Raw genomic sequence first — 16,815 nt, forward strand, 5'->3', positions numbered from 1 at the left:
AATGTAGGAGAGCCGGTCATCAGGCCGGCTAACGAGCAGACGGCGCGGCCGCAACACTGCGGCCGAAGGGAGCGGAGAAACCCGGTGCCCACGATCCAGCAGCTGGTCCGAAAGGGCCGCCAGGCGAAGACGAGCAAGACCAAGACCCCGGCGCTGAAGGGTTCCCCTCAGCGGCGCGGCGTGTGCACCCGCGTGTACACCACCACCCCCAAGAAGCCGAACTCGGCGCTGCGCAAGGTCGCTCGTGTGAAGCTCAGCAGCCAGATCGAGGTGACCGCCTACATCCCGGGCGTCGGTCACAACCTGCAGGAGCACTCGATCGTGCTCGTTCGCGGCGGCCGGGTGAAGGACCTCCCCGGCGTGCGTTACAAGATCGTTCGCGGCTCGCTGGACACCCAGGGTGTCCGCAACCGCAAGCAGGCGCGCAGCCGTTACGGCGCGAAGAAGGAGAAGAGCTGACATGCCGCGTAAGGGACCCGCTCCGCGGCGGCCGCTGGTCGCTGACCCGGTGTACAACTCGCCGCTGGTCACCCAGCTGGTGAACAAGATCCTGCTGCGCGGCAAGCGTCAGCTCGCCGAGTCGATCGTGTACGCGGCCCTCGAGGGCTGCCGCGAGAAGTCCGGCACCGACCCGGTCGTCACCCTCAAGCGGGCGATGGACAACGTCAAGCCGACCCTCGAGGTGCGTAGCCGTCGTGTCGGTGGCGCCACCTACCAGGTTCCGGTCGAGGTCCGCCCCACCCGGGCGACCACGCTGGGTCTGCGCTGGCTGGTCACGTACTCCCGCGCCCGGCGCGAGAAGACCATGGTCGAGCGGCTGATGAACGAGCTGCTGGACGCGAGCAACGGCCTCGGTGCCGCCGTCAAGCGGCGCGAGGACACGCACAAGATGGCCGAGTCCAACAAGGCCTTCGCGCACTACCGCTGGTAACACCCTGGTTCCGGCGCCCTCGGGCGCCGGAACCGCCACCAGTTGAGTCGAGACGACGATAAGTAGGGATTGAAGTGGCCGCCGCAGACGCGCTCGCCAACGTACGCAACATCGGCATCATGGCGCACATCGATGCCGGTAAGACCACGACCACCGAGCGGATCCTGTTCTACACCGGCATCACGTACAAGATCGGTGAGGTCCACGAGGGCGCTGCCGTCATGGACTGGATGGAGCAGGAGCAGGAGCGTGGTATCACCATCACCTCCGCTGCCACCAAGTGTGAGTGGAAGGGCCACACGATCCAGATCATCGACACGCCTGGCCACGTCGACTTCACGGTCGAGGTCGAGCGGTCGCTGCGGGTGCTGGATGGTGCGGTCGCGGTCTACGACGGTGTCGCCGGCGTTGAGCCGCAGACGGAGAACGTCTGGCGGCAGGCCGACAAGTACAACGTCCCGCGGATGTGCTTCGTCAACAAGCTCGACCGGACCGGCGCCGACTTCTTCCGCTGCGTGCAGATGATGATCGACCGGCTCAACGCCACCCCCCTGGTGCTCCAGATCCCGATCGGGCTCGAGGGCGACCACATCGGTGTCGTCGACCTGATCGGCATGCGCGCGCTCACCTGGCGTGGGGAGACCCAGAAGGGTGACGACTACGCGATCGAGGAGATCCCGGCCGACCTGGCCGACTCCGCGGCCGAGTGGCGCGAGAAGCTGATGGAGACCCTGGCCGACGTCGACGACGCGGTGATGGAGAAGTACCTGGAAGGCGAGGAGGTCTCCGTCGAGGAGATCAAGGCCGCCATCCGGCGCGCCACCATCGCCGGCAAGGCCAACCCGGTGCTCTGCGGCTCGGCGTTCAAGAACAAGGGCGTCCAGCCGATGCTCGACGCCGTGGTCGACTTCCTGCCGTCGCCGCTGGACGTTCCGGCGATCGAGGGTACGGCCACCGACGGCGAGACTCCGCTGCTGCGGAAGCCCTCCAAGTCGGAGCCGTTCTCCGGCCTGGCCTTCAAGATCCAGACCGACAAGCACCTTGGCAAGCTCACCTACGTCCGGGTCTACTCCGGCGTGGTCGAGACCGGCACCCAGGTGGTCAACTCCACCAAGGACCGCAAGGAGCGCATCGGCAAGATCTACCAGATGCACGCCAACAAGCGGGAAGAGCGCGGCTCGGCCCAGGCTGGCGACATCATCGCGGTGCAGGGTCTCAAGCAGACCACCACCGGTGACACGCTGTCCGACCCGGCGAACCCGGTCATCCTCGAGTCGATGACCTTCCCGGAGCCGGTCATCGAGGTTGCCATCGAGCCGAAGACCAAGGCCGACCAGGAGAAGCTCAGCACCGCCATCCAGCGGCTGGCCGAGGAGGACCCCACCTTCCGCGTCAAGCTGGACGAGGAGACCGGTCAGACGGTCATCTCCGGCATGGGTGAGCTGCACCTGGACATCCTGGTCGACCGGATGCGCCGCGAGTTCAACGTCGAGGCGAACATCGGTAAGCCGCAGGTGGCGTACCGCGAGACCATCCGCCGCAAGGTGGACAAGGTCGAGTACACGCACAAGAAGCAGACCGGTGGTTCCGGCCAGTACGCCCGCGTCATCGTGAGCGTCGAGCCGCTGCCCCTGGACAACGACTCGCCGACCTACGAGTTCGCCAACGCCGTCAGTGGTGGCCGCATCCCCCGGGAGTTCATCCCGTCGGTGGACGCGGGCGCGCAGGACGCCATGCAGTACGGCATCCTCGCCGGCTTCCCGCTGGTCGGTGTCAAGCTGACCCTGCTGGACGGCCAGTACCACGAGGTCGACTCGTCGGAAATGGCATTCAAGATCGCCGGCTCGATGGTGATGAAGGACGCGGCCCGCAAGGCCGACCCGGCGTTGCTCGAGCCGATGATGGCCGTTGAGGTCACCACTCCTGAGGAGAACATGGGTGACGTCATCGGCGACCTCAACTCCCGCCGCGGCCTGATCCAGGCGATGGAGGAGCGCAGTGGCGCCCGCATCGTCAAGGCTCTGGTGCCGTTGTCGGAGATGTTCGGCTACGTCGGCGACCTGCGGTCGAAGACCCAGGGCCGGGCTAGCTACAGCATGCAGTTCGACTCCTACGCCGAGGTTCCGCAGAGCGTCGCGAAGGAGATCATCGCCAAGGCAACGGGCGAGTAACGTCCCCGAGCAGGTGATTCGTGGTCGGTCGCGGGAGGGTTCACCCGCCCGCGGCCACCACGATCGGGTTGCGTGAGACCGGGCCTGTAGGCTTCATCGCCGCAGAACCCACAAAAGCTCTCCGGCCGTCAGGCCGGAAAGGCTGTCGACAGAGTCCTAAGCGCCGACCGGCGCGCCGGGCGTACGAACCAAGAAGTCCACAGGAGGACACCAGTGGCGAAGGCGAAGTTCGAGCGGACTAAGCCGCACGTCAACATCGGCACCATTGGTCACATCGACCACGGTAAGACGACGCTGACGGCGGCCATCACCAAGGTCCTGCACGACCAGTTCCCGGACCTGAACCCGTACACGCCGTTCGACGAGATCGACAAGGCGCCGGAGGAGAAGGCCCGCGGCATCACGATCTCGATCGCGCACGTCGAGTACCAGACCGAGGCGCGGCACTACGCGCACGTCGACTGCCCCGGCCACGCGGACTACATCAAGAACATGATCACCGGTGCCGCGCAGATGGACGGCGCGATCCTGGTGGTCGCGGCGACCGACGGCCCGATGCCGCAGACCCGCGAGCACGTGCTGCTGGCCCGTCAGGTTGGCGTGCCGTACATCGTCGTGGCGCTCAACAAGAGCGACATGGTCGACGACGAGGAGCTCCTGGAGCTCGTCGAGCTCGAGGTCCGCGAGCTGCTCTCCTCGCAGGAGTACCCGGGTGACGACCTGCCGGTCGTCCGGGTCTCGGCGCTGAAGGCCCTCGAGGGTGACCCCGAGTGGACCGGCAAGCTCATGGACCTGATGACCGCGGTCGACACCGCGATCCCGCAGCCGGAGCGCGAGACCGAGAAGCCGTTCCTCATGCCGATCGAGGACGTCTTCACGATCACCGGTCGTGGCACCGTCGTCACCGGTCGCGCCGAGCGCGGCATCCTCAAGCCGAACGAGGAGGTGGAGATCGTCGGTATCCGCGAGAAGTCGCAGAAGACGGTCTGCACCGGCATCGAGATGTTCCGCAAGCTGCTCGACGAGGCCCGCGCGGGCGAGAACGTCGGTCTGCTGCTGCGTGGCATCAAGCGCGAGGACGTCGAGCGCGGCATGGTGGTCGTCAAGCCGGGCACCACGACCCCGCACACGGAGTTCGAGGCGACCGTCTACATCCTCTCCAAGGAGGAGGGCGGCCGGCACACCCCGTTCTTCCAGAACTACCGTCCGCAGTTCTACTTCCGGACCACGGACGTCACCGGTGTCGTCACGCTCCCCGAGGGCACCGAGATGGTCATGCCGGGTGACAACACCACCATGACGGTGAAGCTGATCCAGCCCATCGCCATGGAGGAGAACCTCAAGTTCGCGATCCGCGAGGGTGGCCGCACCGTCGGCGCCGGGTTCGTCACCAAGATCATCAAGTGAACTAGGTAACCCCGATTAGACCCGCCGCCGGTCGTGCGGCATACTAGTCAGGTTGCGTAACGACAGTTCGTCGCCTGTGTTCGGCTTTCGCTGAACCTCCGGGTGACAGGACAGTCGAGCGTGGGGTGGTTGGCGGCTCGCCGCCAACCACCCTCGCACGGCGTTCAGGTCGCGGTAGTGCGATCGGCGCCTTGACCCACCGCGCGGTCAGCACCGCTCTGGAGTCCCAGGGCGGAGCCCGGCCCGAGGGCGCGACACGCCCGACCGCGGGGGTCGGCGAAGTGGGCCTGTACCAGCCGGTACAGGCGCCCGCAACACAGCGGCATCGAGAGAAGGAACAGAAGCCACCATGGCGGGACAGAAGATCCGCATCCGGCTCAAGGCCTATGACCACGAGGTCGTCGACTCCTCGGCTCGGAAGATCGTCGAGACGGTGACGCGCACCGGGGCGCAGGTCGCGGGCCCGGTGCCGCTGCCCACGGAGATCAACCGTTTCTGCGTTATCCGCTCGCCGCACAAGTACAAGGACTCGCGCGAGCACTTCGAGATGCGCACGCACAAGCGGCTGATCGACATCATCGACCCGACCCCGAAGACGGTCGACTCGCTCATGCGCCTCGACCTGCCGGCTGGCGTCGACATCGAGATCAAGCTGTAGGGACCGGACAAATGGACAGGCAAGTCAAGGGGATCCTGGGCGCCAAGCTCGGCATGACCCAGGTCTGGGACAACAACCGTGTTGTTCCCGTGACCGTGGTCGAGGCCGGCCCGTGCGTCATCAGTCAGGTTCGTAGCGCCGAGAAGGACGGTTACTCCGCGGTCCAGCTGGCGTACGGCATCATCGACCCGCGCAAGGTCAAGAAGCCGATCAGCGGGCACTACGCGAAGGCGGACGTGGCGCCGCGCCGGCACATCGTCGAGCTGCGCACCACGGACGCGGGAGAGTACTCGCTCGGCCAGGAGGTCACGGTCGAGGAGTTCCCGCCCGGCGTCACGATCGACGTCACCGGCAAGACCAAGGGCAAGGGCTACGCCGGCCCGATGAAGCGGCACGGCTTCCACGGTCTGCGCGCCAGCCACGGTGTCGAGCGCAAGCACCGCTCGCCCGGCTCCATCGGCGCCTGCGCCACTCCGGGTCGTGTCTTCAAGGGCACCCGGATGGCCGGCCGGATGGGTGGCGTGCGGTACACCGTGCAGAACCTCACCGTCCAGGCGGTCGACACCGAGAACAACCTCCTGCTCGTCCGTGGTGCCATTCCTGGTCCCAAGGGCGCGCTGGTTCTGGTCCGTACCGCGGCCAAGAGCAAGGTGAAGAAGGGCGGTGCGGCCAAGTGACCACCGTTGACGTGCGCACCGTCGAAGGCAGCACCAGCGGCTCCGTCGAGCTGCCGGCTGACATCTTCGACGTGCAGGCCAACGTCGCGCTGATGCACCAGGTCGTGGTGGCCCAGCTCGCGGCGGCCCGACAGGGCACGCACAAGACCAAGACCCGCGGCGAGGTCGCCGGCGGCGGCAAGAAGCCGTACAAGCAGAAGGGCACCGGTCGCGCCCGGCAGGGCTCGATCCGCGCGCCGCAGTTCGCCGGCGGTGGCGTGGTGCACGGTCCCGTGCCGCGCGACTACAGCCAGCGGACCCCGAAGAAGATGAAGGCCGCCGCGCTGCGCGGTGCCCTCTCCGACCGGGCCCGCGCCGGGCAGGTGCACGTCGTCGAGGCGTTCGTCTCGGGCGAGAAGCCGTCGACCAAGGCGGCTCTGGCCACGCTGACCAAGCTCACCGAGGCCCGTCGGGTCCTGGTCGTGCTGAGCAGCACCGACGAGCTGAACTGGGTGTCGCTGCGCAATGAGCCGCGGGTGCACCTGATCGAGTCCGGCCAGCTGAACACGTACGACGTGCTGGTGGCCGACGACGTGGTCTTCACCAAGGACGCCCTGGACGAGTTCCTGGGCGTGCCCGCCGAGACCACCGAGGAGGGTGGCAAGTGAGCACGATCGCCGACCCGCGCGACATCATCGTGGCGCCGGTCGTCTCGGAGAAGAGCTACAGCGAGCTGAACCGGAACTGGTACACCTTCCTGGTGCACCCGGACGCGAACAAGACCGAGATCAAGATCGCTATCCAGCAGATCTTCAACGTCCGCGTCCTGACGGTGAACACGCTCAACCGCCAGGGTAAGCGCAAGCGCACCAAGACCGGCTTCGGTCAGCGCAAGGCGACCAAGCGGGCGATCGTGAAGCTGGCTGACGGTGACCGCATCGAGGCCTTCGGCGGCCCGGTCAGCTGAGGGGTGTAGACAATGGCTATCCGTAAGTACAAGCCGACGACGCCGGGCCGACGTGGCTCCAGTGTCGCCGACTTCGCCGAGATCACCCGGTCCACGCCGGAGAAGTCGCTGCTGGCTCCGCTGCCGAAGAAGGGCGGGCGTAACGCCCACGGCCGGATCACCACGCGGCACCACGGTGGCGGTCACAAGCGCCAGTACCGTCTGATCGACTTCAAGCGGGTCGACAAGGACGGCGTGCCGGCGAAGGTCGCTCACATCGAGTACGACCCGAACCGCACGGCGCGCATCGCGCTGCTGCACTACGCCGACGGCGAGAAGCGGTACATCATCGCGCCGAAGGACCTGAAGCAGGGCGACCGCGTCGAGTCCGGCCCGGGCGCCGACATCAAGCCGGGTAACAACCTGCCGCTGCGCAACATCCCGGTCGGTACCACGATCCACAACGTGGAGCTGCGTCCGGGTGGCGGGGCCAAGCTGGCCCGTTCCGCCGGCGTCGGCATCCAGCTGCTCGGCCGTGAGGGCGCGTACGCGACCCTGCGTATGCCGTCCGGCGAGATCCGGCGGGTGGACGTGCGCTGCCGCGCCAGCGTCGGCGAGATCGGCAACGCCGACCAGTCGAACATCAACTGGGGTAAGGCCGGCCGTATGCGGTGGAAGGGCAAGCGCCCGACCGTCCGTGGTGTCGCCATGAACCCGGTCGACCACCCGCACGGTGGTGGTGAGGGTAAGACCTCCGGTGGTCGCCACCCGGTCAACCCGCAGGGTAAGCCCGAGGGCCGCACCCGCCGTAAGGGCCAGCCGAGTGACCGGCTGATCGTCCGCCGTCGCTACGCCACGCGTAAGCGCGGCTGAGGGAGATAAGACATGCCTCGCAGCCTGAAGAAGGGCCCGTTCGTAGACGACCACCTGCTCAAGAAGGTGGAAGTTCAGAACGACAAGGGCTCCAAGAACGTGATCAAGACCTGGTCGCGGCGCTCGACGATCATCCCCGAGATGCTGGGGCACACGATCGCCGTGCACGACGGACGCAAGCACGTCCCGGTGTTCGTGACCGAGGCGATGGTCGGGCACAAGCTCGGCGAGTTCGCGCTGACCCGCACGTTCAAGGGTCACGAGAAGGACGACCGGAAGAGCCGTCGGCGCTGACGCCGCGGGCATACGGATAGAGGGAACAAGGGGTTACAGCGATGCCAGGAAAGGGCGACGCTCCGGTGCTTCCGGGCGCGCGGGCGGTTGCGCGGCACGTGCGCATCTCGCCGATGAAGGCGCGCCGGGTGGTCAACCTCGTCCGCGGCCTGCCCGCGAAGGAGGCGCTCACGGTGCTGCAGTTCGCGCCGCAGGCTGCGAGCGAGCAGGTGTACAAGGTGCTCGCTAGCGCGATCGCCAACGCGGAGAACAACGAGCGGCTGGACCCCGACGCGCTGCTCGTCAGCGAGGCGTTCGTGGACGAGGGCCCGACGATGAAGCGGTTCCAGCCGCGGGCGCAGGGCCGGGCCTACCGGATCCGCAAGCGCACCTGCCACATCACCGTGGCGGTCGAGGCGGTCGCGCCGGCAGCGCCGAGGAAGGCCGCGGCGAAGAAGGCCGCCCCGGCCACGCAGGCCGCACCGGCCGAAGCGCAGAGCAAGACGGAGGACGCCGAGTAATGGGTCAGAAGGTTCACCCCACTGGGTTCCGGCTCGGCATCTCGACCGACTGGAAGTCCCGCTGGTTCGCGGACAAGCTCTACAAGGACTACATCGGCGAGGATGTCAAGATCCGCCGCATGATGTCCAAGGGCCTCGAGCGTGCCGGCATCTCCAAGGTCGACATCGAGCGCACCCGCGACCGGGTCCGCGTGGACATCCACACCGCCCGGCCGGGCATCGTCATCGGCCGTAAGGGTGCGGAGGCCGACCGGATCCGCGGCGAGCTCGAGAAGCTCACCGGCAAGCAGGTGCAGCTGAACATCATCGAGGTGAAGAACCCCGAGTCGGACGCACAGCTCGTCGCGCAGGGCGTGGCCGAGCAGCTGTCGAGCCGGGTCAGCTTCCGTCGGGCGATGCGCAAGGCCATGCAGTCGGCCATGAAGAACCCGGTCTGCAAGGGCATCCGCGTGCAGGTCTCGGGTCGTCTCGGCGGCGCCGAGATGAGCCGGACCGAGTTCTACCGTGAGGGCCGGGTTCCGCTGCACACGCTGCGGGCCAACATCGAGTACGGCTTCTTCGAGGCCCGTACCACGTTCGGTCGGATCGGCGTGAAGGTCTGGATCTACAAGGGCGACGCCGTCCCGGGCCGGGAGGCTCCGGCCGAGGCCGGTCCGTCCCGCCCGCGTCGTGGTGAGCGCGGCGACCGTCCCGAGCGTCCGCGCCGTGGCCGGTCGGGTTCGTCCGGCACGACGGCTGGTGGCACCGAGGCTGGCCGTGCTGCTGCGACCACCATCGCGCAGCAGGCCGAGACGCCGAGTGGCGAGCCGGTGGACAGCGCTGCTGTCGCCGCCGCGGCCGCTCCGGCAGAAACGCAGCAGGAGGGCTGACAGATGCTGATGCCGCGCAAGCCCCCGAAGGGCTTCCGCAAGCCGCACCACCCGGACCGCAGTGGCGCGTCCAAGGGTGGTAACCGGGTGGTGTTCGGCGAGTTCGGGATCCAGGCTCTCGAGCCGGCGTACGTGACCAACCGCCAGATCGAGTCGGCGCGTATCGCGATGACCCGTCACATCAAGCGTGGCGGCAAGGTCTGGATCACGATCTTCCCGGACCAGGCCCTCACCAAGAAGCCGGCCGAAACCCGGATGGGTTCCGGTAAGGGTTCGCCCGAGTGGTGGGTCGCCAACGTCAAGCCGGGGCGGGTTCTCTTCGAGATGTCCTTCCCCAACGAGCAGATTGCGCGAGAGGCGATGCGTCGCGCGATCCACAAGCTCCCGATGAAGTGCCGCATTGTTACGCGCGAAGTGGGTGAATCCTGATGGCAGCGGGCGTTAAGGCGACCGAGCTGCGTGAGCTCTCCGAGGAGGAGCTGGTCACGAAGCTGCGGGAGGCCAAGGCGGAGCTGTTCAACCTCCGCGTGCAGGCCGCAACCGGGCAGCTGGACAACAACCGGCGGCTGCAGGTCATCCGTCGGGAGATCGCCCGGATCTACACGATCATGCGCGAGCGCGAGCTGGGGCTCTCGGCCGCGCCGACTGAGGTGACTGCATCATGACCGAGAACACCACCGCCGACGCGCGGGCCCGCCGTAAGGTTCGTGAGGGCCTGGTGGTCAGCGACAAGATGGACAAGACCGTCGTGGTCGAGGTCGAGGACCGGGTTCGGCACGCGCTGTACGGCAAGATCATGCGTCGTACCAGCAAGCTGAAGGTGCACGACGAGCAGAACGCCGCCGGCACCGGCGACCGGGTCCTGATCATGGAGACCCGGCCGCTGAGCGCCACCAAGCGTTGGCGGATCGTGGAGATCCTGGAAAAGGCCAAGTAGCGAAGGCTCGAGCTCGCCCGGCGTTGCGTCGGGCGTTGGTTCCGCCAGGCTCCGGCCGCCACGGCGGCCGGAGAACCGGCAGACATAGGAGATAGACGTGATTCAGCAGGAGTCGCGACTGCGCGTCGCCGACAACACGGGTGCTCGGGAGATCCTGTGCATCCGGGTTCTCGGTGGCTCCGGTCGGCGCTACGCGAGCATCGGCGACGTCATCGTGGCCACCGTCAAGGACGCGATCCCGGGTGCCGGTGTCAAGAAGGGCGACGTCGTCAAGGCGGTCATCGTCCGCACCGCCAAGGAGAAGCGGCGGCCGGACGGCTCGTACATCCGCTTCGACGAGAACGCCGCCGTCATCATCAAGGACGGCGGGGACCCGCGCGGTACCCGCATCTTCGGCCCGGTGGGCCGGGAGCTGCGGGACAAGCGGTTCATGAAGATCATTTCCCTCGCGCCGGAGGTGTTGTGACCGTGAAGGTCAAGAAGGGCGACACGGTCGTCGTCATCGCCGGCAAGGACAAGGGTGCCAAGGGCAAGGTCATTGCGGCCTACCCGCGGCAGGACAAGGTCCTGGTCGAGGGCGTGAACCGGGTCAAGAAGCACACCCGCATCAGCACCACCCAGCGTGGCGCCAAGACCGGCGGCATCGTCACCCAGGAGGCCCCGATCCACGTCTCGAACGTGCAGGTCCTGGACTCCGACGGCAAGCCGACCCGCGTCGGTTACCGGATCGACGACAACGGCCAGAAGGTCCGCATCGCGCGTAGCACCGGTAAGGACCTGTGATGACCACGGCTACCGAAAAGACCATGCCGCGCCTCAAGGAGCGGTACCGCAACGAGATCGTGGCCCAGCTGCGTGAGCAGCACAGCTACGGCAACCCCATGCAGGTGCCGCGGCTGGTCAAGATCGTCGTCAACATGGGTGTCGGCGAGGCTGCTCGCGACGCCAAGCTGATCGATGGCGCGGTCCGCGACCTCGCCACGATCACCGGCCAGAAGCCGCAGGTGCGGCGGGCGACCAAGTCCATCGCGCAGTTCAAGCTCCGCGAGGGCATGCCGATCGGCGCGAAGGTCACCCTTCGCGGTGACCGGATGTGGGAGTTCCTGGACCGGCTGCTGTCCATCGCGCTGCCGCGTATCCGCGACTTCCGCGGTCTGGACGGGCGCAAGCTCGACGGGCACGGCAACTACACGTTCGGTCTGACCGAACAGTCGGTGTTCCACGAGATCGACCAGGACCGGATCGATCGCCAGCGGGGCATGGACATCACGGTGGTCACCACCGCCACGACCGACGACGAGGGCCGGGCGCTGCTCAAGCTCCTGGGCTTCCCGTTCAAGGAGAACTGAGATGGCCAAGAAGGCGCTGATCCTCAAGGCGGCCGCGAAGCCGAAGTTCTCGGTTCGCGCGTACACCCGCTGCCAGCGGTGCGGGCGTCCGAAGGCGGTCTACCGCAAGTTCGGTCTCTGCCGGGTGTGCATCCGGGAGATGGCCCACCGCGGTGAGCTGCCGGGCGTGTCCAAGGCTTCCTGGTAAGGGCGACCGCGTCCCGGCTGTCAGCCGGGAACTCCTGCACCGATTAGGTATTGCTCTTCGCCGTAGGCCCGGGGCTGATGCCCCGGGAACCCCGGCGAGAAAGGCTGACGAAATCCATGACGATGACCGACCCGATCGCAGACATGCTCACGCGTCTGCGTAACGCCAACCAGGCGTACCACGATCAGGTGAAGATGCCCTACTCCAAGATCAAGGCGAACATCGCCGAGGTCCTGAAGGCCGAGGGTTACATCGCCACCTGGTCGGTCGAGGAGCCCGAGGAGGGCGCCGTCGGCAAGCGACTGGTCGTCGAGCTGAAGTACGGCCAGAACCGGGAGCGGAGCCTGGCCGGCATCAAGCGCGTGTCCAAGCCCGGTCTCCGGGTGTACGCCAAGTCGGACGGGCTCCCGCGGGTGCTCGGTGGGCTGGGCGTGGCGATCATTTCGACGTCCCAGGGGCTGCTGACCGACCGGCAGGCCCGCAAGCGGAGTGTTGGCGGGGAAGTCCTCGCCTTCGTCTGGTAACGGGAGACAGGTAGAAATGTCGCGAATTGGACGTAAGTCGATCCCGGTACCAGCCGGCGTCGACATCACGATCGACGGGCAGACCGTCAAGGTCAAGGGCCCGAAGGGCCAGCTCCAGCACACCCTCGCCGAGCCGATCACGATCGAGCGGGCCGAGGACGGGCAGCTGAGCGTCAACCGCCCGAACGACGAGCGCAAGGCCAAGGAGCTCCACGGCCTGAGCCGCACGTTGGTCGCCAACATGATCGTCGGGGTCACCGAGGGCTACCGCAAGAGCCTGGAGATCGCCGGCACCGGTTACCGGGTCACCGCCAAGGGCACGGACCTCGAGTTCGCGCTCGGGTTCTCGCACCCGGTGGTCGTCCCCGCCCCGGCGGGCATCACCTTCACGGTGGAGCGGCCGACCCTGTTCCACGTTGCTGGCATCGACAAGCAGCAGGTCGGTGAGGTCGCCGCCAACATCCGGAAGATCCGCCCGCCGGAGCCCTACAAGGGCAAGGGCGTGAAGTACCAGGGCGAGGTCATCCGCCGCAAGGCCGGAAAGGCAGGTAAGAAGTGAGCGCCACGCTGCTCAAGCGCCGCCGCGGCGTCGCCGCCAAGCGCGCCGTTGGGCGTGCGCGTCGGCACTTCCGCGTCCGCAAGAACGTCAGCGGTACGGCCGAGCGTCCGCGCCTGGTCGTCACCCGTTCGCTGCGGCACATGGTCGCCCAGATCGTCGACGACACCAAGGGTCACACCCTGGCGTCGGCGTCGAGCCTGGACGCCTCGCTGCGCGGTGCGGAGGGCGACAAGAGCGCCCTCGCCGGCAAGGTGGGCGCCCTGCTCGCCGAGCGGGCCAAGGCCGCCGGCATCTCCAAGGTCGTCTTCGACCGCGGTGGCAACCGGTACGCGGGGCGAGTCGCCGCGCTTGCCGACGCCGCCCGCGAAGCCGGGCTCGAGTTCTAACAACCCCGTCACGAGAGATAAGGAAGGCTGCTGATGCCAGGTCAACAGCGCCGTGGCGGCGGGTCCGGTGGCAACGAGGGTGGTCGCCGCGACAACCGCCGTGAGGGCGGCCGCGGAAACGCGCCCGTCGAGAAGACCCCGCACCTCGAGCGGGTCGTCGCGATCAACCGCGTCGCCAAGGTCGTGAAGGGTGGTCGTCGCTTCAGCTTCACCGCCCTGGTGATCGTTGGTGACGGCGACGGCACGGTCGGCGTGGGCTACGGAAAGGCCAAGGAGGTGCCCGCGGCCATCGCCAAGGGTGTCGAGGAGGCCAAGAAGCACTTCTTCAAGGTTCCGCGGATCGGCCAGTCGATCCCGCACCCGGTGACGGGTGAGGACGCCGCTGGTGTGGTGCTGCTCAAGCCGGCCTCGGCCGGTACGGGTGTCATCGCCGGTGGTCCGGTGCGCGCCGTTCTGGAGTGCGCCGGTATCCACGACGTGCTCTCCAAGAGCCTCGGCTCGTCGAACCCGATCAACATCGTGCACGCCACCGTGGCGGCCCTGAAGGGGCTCGAGTCCCCCGAGCAGGTCGCGGCGCGTCGTGGCCTGCCGGTGGAGGACGTCGCGCCGGCCGCCATGCTGGCGTCGCGTGCGGGGGTGGCGCACTGATGGCACGCCTGAAGGTCACCCAGGTCCGATCCGGCATCGGGACCAAGCAGAACCAGCGTGACTCGCTGCGTTCGCTCGGGCTCAAGCGGATCAACGACGTGGTGGTCAAGGAGGACCGGCCCGAGATCCGCGGCATGATCTTCACTGTGAACCACCTCGTGAAGGTCGAGGAGGTCGAGTAATGACGATCAAGGTGCACCACCTGCGCCCGGCGCCCGGTTCCAAGACCGCGAAGACCCGTGTGGGTCGCGGTGAGGGTTCCAAGGGCAAGACCGCTGGTCGCGGTACCAAGGGTTCCAAGGCCCGCAAGAACATCTCGGCGGCGTTCGAGGGTGGGCAGATGCCCATCCACATGCGCCTTCCGAAGATGAAGGGCTTCAAGAACAAGTTCAAGGTGGTCTTCCAGGTGGTCAACCTGGACCGGCTCGCCGAGCTGTTCCCGAACGGCGGCCAGGTCGGCCCGCTGGAGCTGGTCGAGTCCGGCGCGGTCCGCAAGGGCCACCCGGTCAAGGTCCTCGGCACCGGGGATCTCGGCGGGGTGGCGCTCCAGGTGTCGGCGCACGCGTTCAGTGCGTCGGCCAAGGAGAAGATCGCCGCCGCCGGTGGCTCCGTCACCGAGCTGTAAGGCGTACGACCCATGGCGCCCGTCCAGTTGTGAGCAACTGGCGGGCGCCATGGTCTGCCTGGGGCGTATGCGCCCGGTAATATCGCAATCGGTTTATGTAGCCGGGCACATCTGCCCGGACCGGGATGGGGCTGTTAGAGTCCCATCCCAGCCATGGATTCCGGGCGCTCGCCCGGGATCCACCCCGACCCGCCAGGGATCACCGGCGGCCCGCCTCGCGCAGGAGGAAGAAGTTGCTGTCCGCCTTTCTCAGTGCGTTCCGTACGCCTGACCTGCGCAAGAAGCTGCTGTTCACAGTTGGCATCATCGCGGTCTACCGGCTGGGTGCCACGCTGCCCAGCCCGGGCGTCTCGTACGGCAACGTGCAGAAGTGCCTCGACACCATCCAGGGTGACACCACCGGGGTGGTGAACCTGCTCAACCTCTTCTCCGGCGGAGCGCTGCTACAGCTCTCGGTCTTCGCGCTGGGCATCATGCCCTACATCACCGCGTCGATCATCCTGCAGCTGCTGACCGTCGTGATCCCGCGCCTTGAGCAGCTCCGCAAGGAGGGCCAGGCCGGCCAGGCGAAGATCACCCAGTACACCCGCTACCTGACCCTCGGTCTCGGTGTGCTGCAGGCTTCGGCGTTCGTGGCGCTGGCCCGTTCCGGGCAGCTCTTCCAGAACCGCTGCGACCAGTTCCCGATCATCCCGACCGGCACCGGCATCCCGGACTGGCTGACCCTGGCCATCTTGGTGATGACGATGACCGCCGGCACCGGCATGGTCATGTGGCTCGGTGAGCTGATCACCGACCGGGGCGTCGGCAACGGCATGTCCGTCCTGATCTTCACCTCGATCGCGGCGCGGCTGCCCAGCGAGGGCTGGCAGATCAAGACCAGCAAGGGCTGGGACATGTTCGCCCTGGTCATCGCGCTGGTCCTGGTGGTCATCACCGCGGTCACCTTCATCGAGCAGGCGCAGCGCCGCATCCCGGTGCAGTACGCCAAGCGGATGATCGGCCGGCGGATGTACGGCGGCACCTCGACCTACATCCCGCTCAAGGTCAACCAGGCCGGTGTGATCCCGGTCATCTTCGGCTCGTCGCTGCTCTACCTGCCGCAGCTGGCCCTGCAGTTCTTCGACCAGACCGACCCGGGCAAGACCCAGGCCTGGATCCAGAACAACCTGGTCAACCCGAGCAGCCCGATCTACATCTCGGTCTACTTCCTGCTGATCATCTTCTTCACGTACTTCTACGTCTCGATCACGTTCAACCCGACCGAGGTCGCGGACAACATGAAGAAGTACGGCGGGTTCGTGCCGGGTATCCGCCCGGGCAAGCCGACGGCCGACTACCTGGACTTCATCCTCAGCCGGATCACCCTGCCGGGCGCGCTCTACCTCGGCGTCATCTCGATCCTGCCGAACTTCTTCTTCATCTGGCTGGACAACCAGCAGTACCAGAACTTCCCGTTCGGCGGCACCGCTGTGCTCATCATGGTCGGCGTCGGTCTGGAGACCGTTAAGCAGATCGAGAGCCAACTCATGCAGCGGAACTACGAAGGGTTCCTGCGGTAGATGAGACTCGTTCTGGTTGGCCCGCCGGGCGCGGGCAAGGGCACGCAGGCCGAGTTCATCGCCGCGCACCTGTCGGTGCCCAAGATCTCGACCGGGGACATCTTCCGGTCGAACGTCTCCCAGGGCACGCCGCTCGGTGTCGAGGCGAAGCGGTACATGGACGCGGGCGAGCTGGTCCCGGACGAGGTCACCATCAACATGGTCCGGGACCGGCTGGCGGAGCCCGACGCCAGCGAGGGGTTCCTGCTCGACGGTTTCCCGCGGACGACTCCGCAGGCCGCCGCGCTGGACAAGCTCCTGGCCGACCTGGGCACCGCACTGGACCTGGTCCTGGAGCTGGTGGTCGACGACGACGAGGTGATCCGCCGGCTCTCCGGCCGGCGCACCTGCCGGGGCTGCGGCAAGATCTGGCACGTCGAGTTCGACGCCACCACCCGGCCCGGTGTCTGTGACCGGTGCGGCGCCGAGCTGTTCCAGCGCGACGACGACAAGCCGGAGACCATCGCCACGCGGCTGCGCGAGTACAGCGAGAAGACCGCTCCACTGGTCGACTACTACGGCGCCCAGGGCAAGCTGGTCGGGATCGACGCCACCGGCCCGGTGGAGGACGTCACCACGCGGGCCATAGACGCGCTGCGGTCGTACGGCGGCTGAGGTCCGGCCGGGCCACGGCGGATAGAGTGCGATCAGCGGGGTACGTGCCACGTGCTCCGCTGATCGGCAACGAAAGGTA

27 protein-coding genes are annotated in these 16,815 nt (G+C 67.2%); all 27 read left to right on the top strand.

Translation table 11 applies throughout. The features are described 5' to 3' along the window. Positions 1-84: 84 nt before the first annotated feature. The 27 genes from rpsL to AB0K07_RS19660 all read left to right on the top strand — a co-directional run bounded on the left by rpsL (position 85) and on the right by AB0K07_RS19660 (position 16,736). Complete coding sequence (gene rpsL, locus AB0K07_RS19530; protein ID WP_014440718.1) at positions 85-459, top strand: 30S ribosomal protein S12; 375 nt, start codon at positions 85-87, stop codon at positions 457-459. A 1-nt stretch (position 460) separates the two neighbouring features. Further along, on the top strand, positions 461-931 hold the full coding sequence (gene rpsG / locus AB0K07_RS19535) for a 30S ribosomal protein S7 (RefSeq protein ID WP_007465317.1): 471 nt from the start codon (positions 461-463) through the stop codon (positions 929-931). A gap of 74 nt (positions 932-1,005) precedes the next feature. Beyond that, positions 1,006-3,102 carry an elongation factor G gene (gene fusA, locus AB0K07_RS19540; protein ID WP_363756839.1) on the top strand — a complete coding sequence of 699 codons (2,097 nt, stop codon included), beginning with the start codon at positions 1,006-1,008 and terminating at the stop codon, positions 3,100-3,102. Between the two features lie 213 nt (positions 3,103-3,315). After that, a complete protein-coding gene (tuf, locus tag AB0K07_RS19545) occupies positions 3,316-4,509 on the top strand; it encodes an elongation factor Tu (protein ID WP_357050837.1) in 1,194 nt (397 codons plus the stop codon). A gap of 349 nt (positions 4,510-4,858) precedes the next feature. After that, a complete protein-coding gene (rpsJ, locus tag AB0K07_RS19550) occupies positions 4,859-5,167 on the top strand; it encodes a 30S ribosomal protein S10 (protein WP_007073037.1) in 309 nt (102 codons plus the stop codon). 11 nt (positions 5,168-5,178) lie between these two features. Continuing rightward, a complete protein-coding gene (rplC, locus tag AB0K07_RS19555) occupies positions 5,179-5,844 on the top strand; it encodes a 50S ribosomal protein L3 (RefSeq protein ID WP_363756841.1) in 666 nt (221 codons plus the stop codon). Then, positions 5,841-6,491, top strand: coding sequence for a 50S ribosomal protein L4 (rplD, locus tag AB0K07_RS19560; RefSeq protein WP_053653946.1), 651 nt, complete (start codon positions 5,841-5,843; stop codon positions 6,489-6,491). The genes rplC and rplD overlap by 4 nt, the downstream gene beginning before the upstream one ends. Then, positions 6,488-6,790 (top strand): 50S ribosomal protein L23, encoded by a 303-nt coding sequence (gene rplW, locus AB0K07_RS19565; protein WP_007465304.1) that lies wholly within the window; start codon positions 6,488-6,490, stop codon positions 6,788-6,790. The genes rplD and rplW overlap by 4 nt, the downstream gene beginning before the upstream one ends. A gap of 12 nt (positions 6,791-6,802) precedes the next feature. After that, positions 6,803-7,642: a 50S ribosomal protein L2 gene (gene rplB / locus AB0K07_RS19570; protein ID WP_088987576.1), complete on the top strand. Its 840-nt coding sequence runs from the start codon at positions 6,803-6,805 to the stop codon at positions 7,640-7,642. Between the two features lie 12 nt (positions 7,643-7,654). Next, positions 7,655-7,936 (top strand): 30S ribosomal protein S19, encoded by a 282-nt coding sequence (gene rpsS, locus AB0K07_RS19575; RefSeq protein ID WP_007465299.1) that lies wholly within the window; start codon positions 7,655-7,657, stop codon positions 7,934-7,936. Between the two features lie 41 nt (positions 7,937-7,977). After that, positions 7,978-8,436 carry a 50S ribosomal protein L22 gene (gene rplV, locus AB0K07_RS19580; RefSeq protein ID WP_089018943.1) on the top strand — a complete coding sequence of 153 codons (459 nt, stop codon included), beginning with the start codon at positions 7,978-7,980 and terminating at the stop codon, positions 8,434-8,436. Continuing rightward, a complete protein-coding gene (gene rpsC, locus AB0K07_RS19585) occupies positions 8,436-9,305 on the top strand; it encodes a 30S ribosomal protein S3 (protein WP_007465294.1) in 870 nt (289 codons plus the stop codon). The genes rplV and rpsC overlap by 1 nt, the downstream gene beginning before the upstream one ends. Before the next feature lie 3 nt (positions 9,306-9,308). Continuing rightward, positions 9,309-9,734: a 50S ribosomal protein L16 gene (gene rplP, locus AB0K07_RS19590; protein ID WP_007465292.1), complete on the top strand. Its 426-nt coding sequence runs from the start codon at positions 9,309-9,311 to the stop codon at positions 9,732-9,734. Next, on the top strand, positions 9,734-9,970 hold the full coding sequence (gene rpmC, locus AB0K07_RS19595; RefSeq protein ID WP_007465283.1) for a 50S ribosomal protein L29: 237 nt from the start codon (positions 9,734-9,736) through the stop codon (positions 9,968-9,970). The genes rplP and rpmC overlap by 1 nt, the downstream gene beginning before the upstream one ends. Continuing rightward, a complete protein-coding gene (rpsQ, locus tag AB0K07_RS19600) occupies positions 9,967-10,242 on the top strand; it encodes a 30S ribosomal protein S17 (protein ID WP_363756842.1) in 276 nt (91 codons plus the stop codon). Before rpmC ends, rpsQ begins: the two co-directional genes overlap by 4 nt. 97 nt (positions 10,243-10,339) lie before the next feature. Beyond that, on the top strand, positions 10,340-10,708 hold the full coding sequence (gene rplN / locus AB0K07_RS19605; RefSeq protein ID WP_015619002.1) for a 50S ribosomal protein L14: 369 nt from the start codon (positions 10,340-10,342) through the stop codon (positions 10,706-10,708). Beyond that, on the top strand, positions 10,705-11,025 hold the full coding sequence (rplX, locus tag AB0K07_RS19610; RefSeq protein ID WP_007465276.1) for a 50S ribosomal protein L24: 321 nt from the start codon (positions 10,705-10,707) through the stop codon (positions 11,023-11,025). The genes rplN and rplX overlap by 4 nt, the downstream gene beginning before the upstream one ends. Further along, entirely contained in the window at positions 11,025-11,591 is a 567-nt protein-coding gene (gene rplE, locus AB0K07_RS19615) for a 50S ribosomal protein L5 (protein ID WP_074314595.1), read from the top strand. The genes rplX and rplE overlap by 1 nt, the downstream gene beginning before the upstream one ends. A 1-nt stretch (position 11,592) precedes the next feature. Continuing rightward, the gene (locus tag AB0K07_RS19620; RefSeq protein WP_007073023.1) at positions 11,593-11,778 is read left to right on the top strand and encodes a type Z 30S ribosomal protein S14; all 186 of its coding nucleotides are present in this window, start codon (positions 11,593-11,595) and stop codon (positions 11,776-11,778) included. Positions 11,779-11,894: 116 nt separating this feature from the next. Next, positions 11,895-12,302 carry a 30S ribosomal protein S8 gene (gene rpsH / locus AB0K07_RS19625; protein WP_007465270.1) on the top strand — a complete coding sequence of 136 codons (408 nt, stop codon included), beginning with the start codon at positions 11,895-11,897 and terminating at the stop codon, positions 12,300-12,302. 16 nt (positions 12,303-12,318) lie between these two features. Beyond that, the gene (rplF, locus tag AB0K07_RS19630; protein ID WP_363756843.1) at positions 12,319-12,861 is read left to right on the top strand and encodes a 50S ribosomal protein L6; all 543 of its coding nucleotides are present in this window, start codon (positions 12,319-12,321) and stop codon (positions 12,859-12,861) included. Continuing rightward, the gene (gene rplR, locus AB0K07_RS19635; RefSeq protein ID WP_363756844.1) at positions 12,858-13,247 is read left to right on the top strand and encodes a 50S ribosomal protein L18; all 390 of its coding nucleotides are present in this window, start codon (positions 12,858-12,860) and stop codon (positions 13,245-13,247) included. The genes rplF and rplR overlap by 4 nt, the downstream gene beginning before the upstream one ends. A gap of 33 nt (positions 13,248-13,280) precedes the next feature. Next, a complete protein-coding gene (rpsE, locus tag AB0K07_RS19640; protein WP_074314587.1) occupies positions 13,281-13,895 on the top strand; it encodes a 30S ribosomal protein S5 in 615 nt (204 codons plus the stop codon). After that, entirely contained in the window at positions 13,895-14,077 is a 183-nt protein-coding gene (gene rpmD, locus AB0K07_RS19645) for a 50S ribosomal protein L30 (RefSeq protein WP_074314584.1), read from the top strand. Before rpsE ends, rpmD begins: the two co-directional genes overlap by 1 nt. Next, positions 14,077-14,520, top strand: a complete 444-nt coding sequence (rplO, locus tag AB0K07_RS19650; protein ID WP_030329906.1) for a 50S ribosomal protein L15 — start codon at positions 14,077-14,079, stop codon at positions 14,518-14,520. Before rpmD ends, rplO begins: the two co-directional genes overlap by 1 nt. Positions 14,521-14,753: 233 nt before the next feature. Next, positions 14,754-16,082: a preprotein translocase subunit SecY gene (gene secY, locus AB0K07_RS19655; RefSeq protein WP_363756845.1), complete on the top strand. Its 1,329-nt coding sequence runs from the start codon at positions 14,754-14,756 to the stop codon at positions 16,080-16,082. After that, positions 16,083-16,736: an adenylate kinase gene (locus tag AB0K07_RS19660; RefSeq protein WP_363756846.1), complete on the top strand. Its 654-nt coding sequence runs from the start codon at positions 16,083-16,085 to the stop codon at positions 16,734-16,736. The last annotated feature ends 79 nt before the right edge of the window (positions 16,737-16,815 follow it).

It is taken from the genome of Micromonospora sp. NPDC049301 (assembly GCF_040678715.1).
Lineage (GTDB): Bacteria > Actinomycetota > Actinomycetes > Mycobacteriales > Micromonosporaceae > Micromonospora.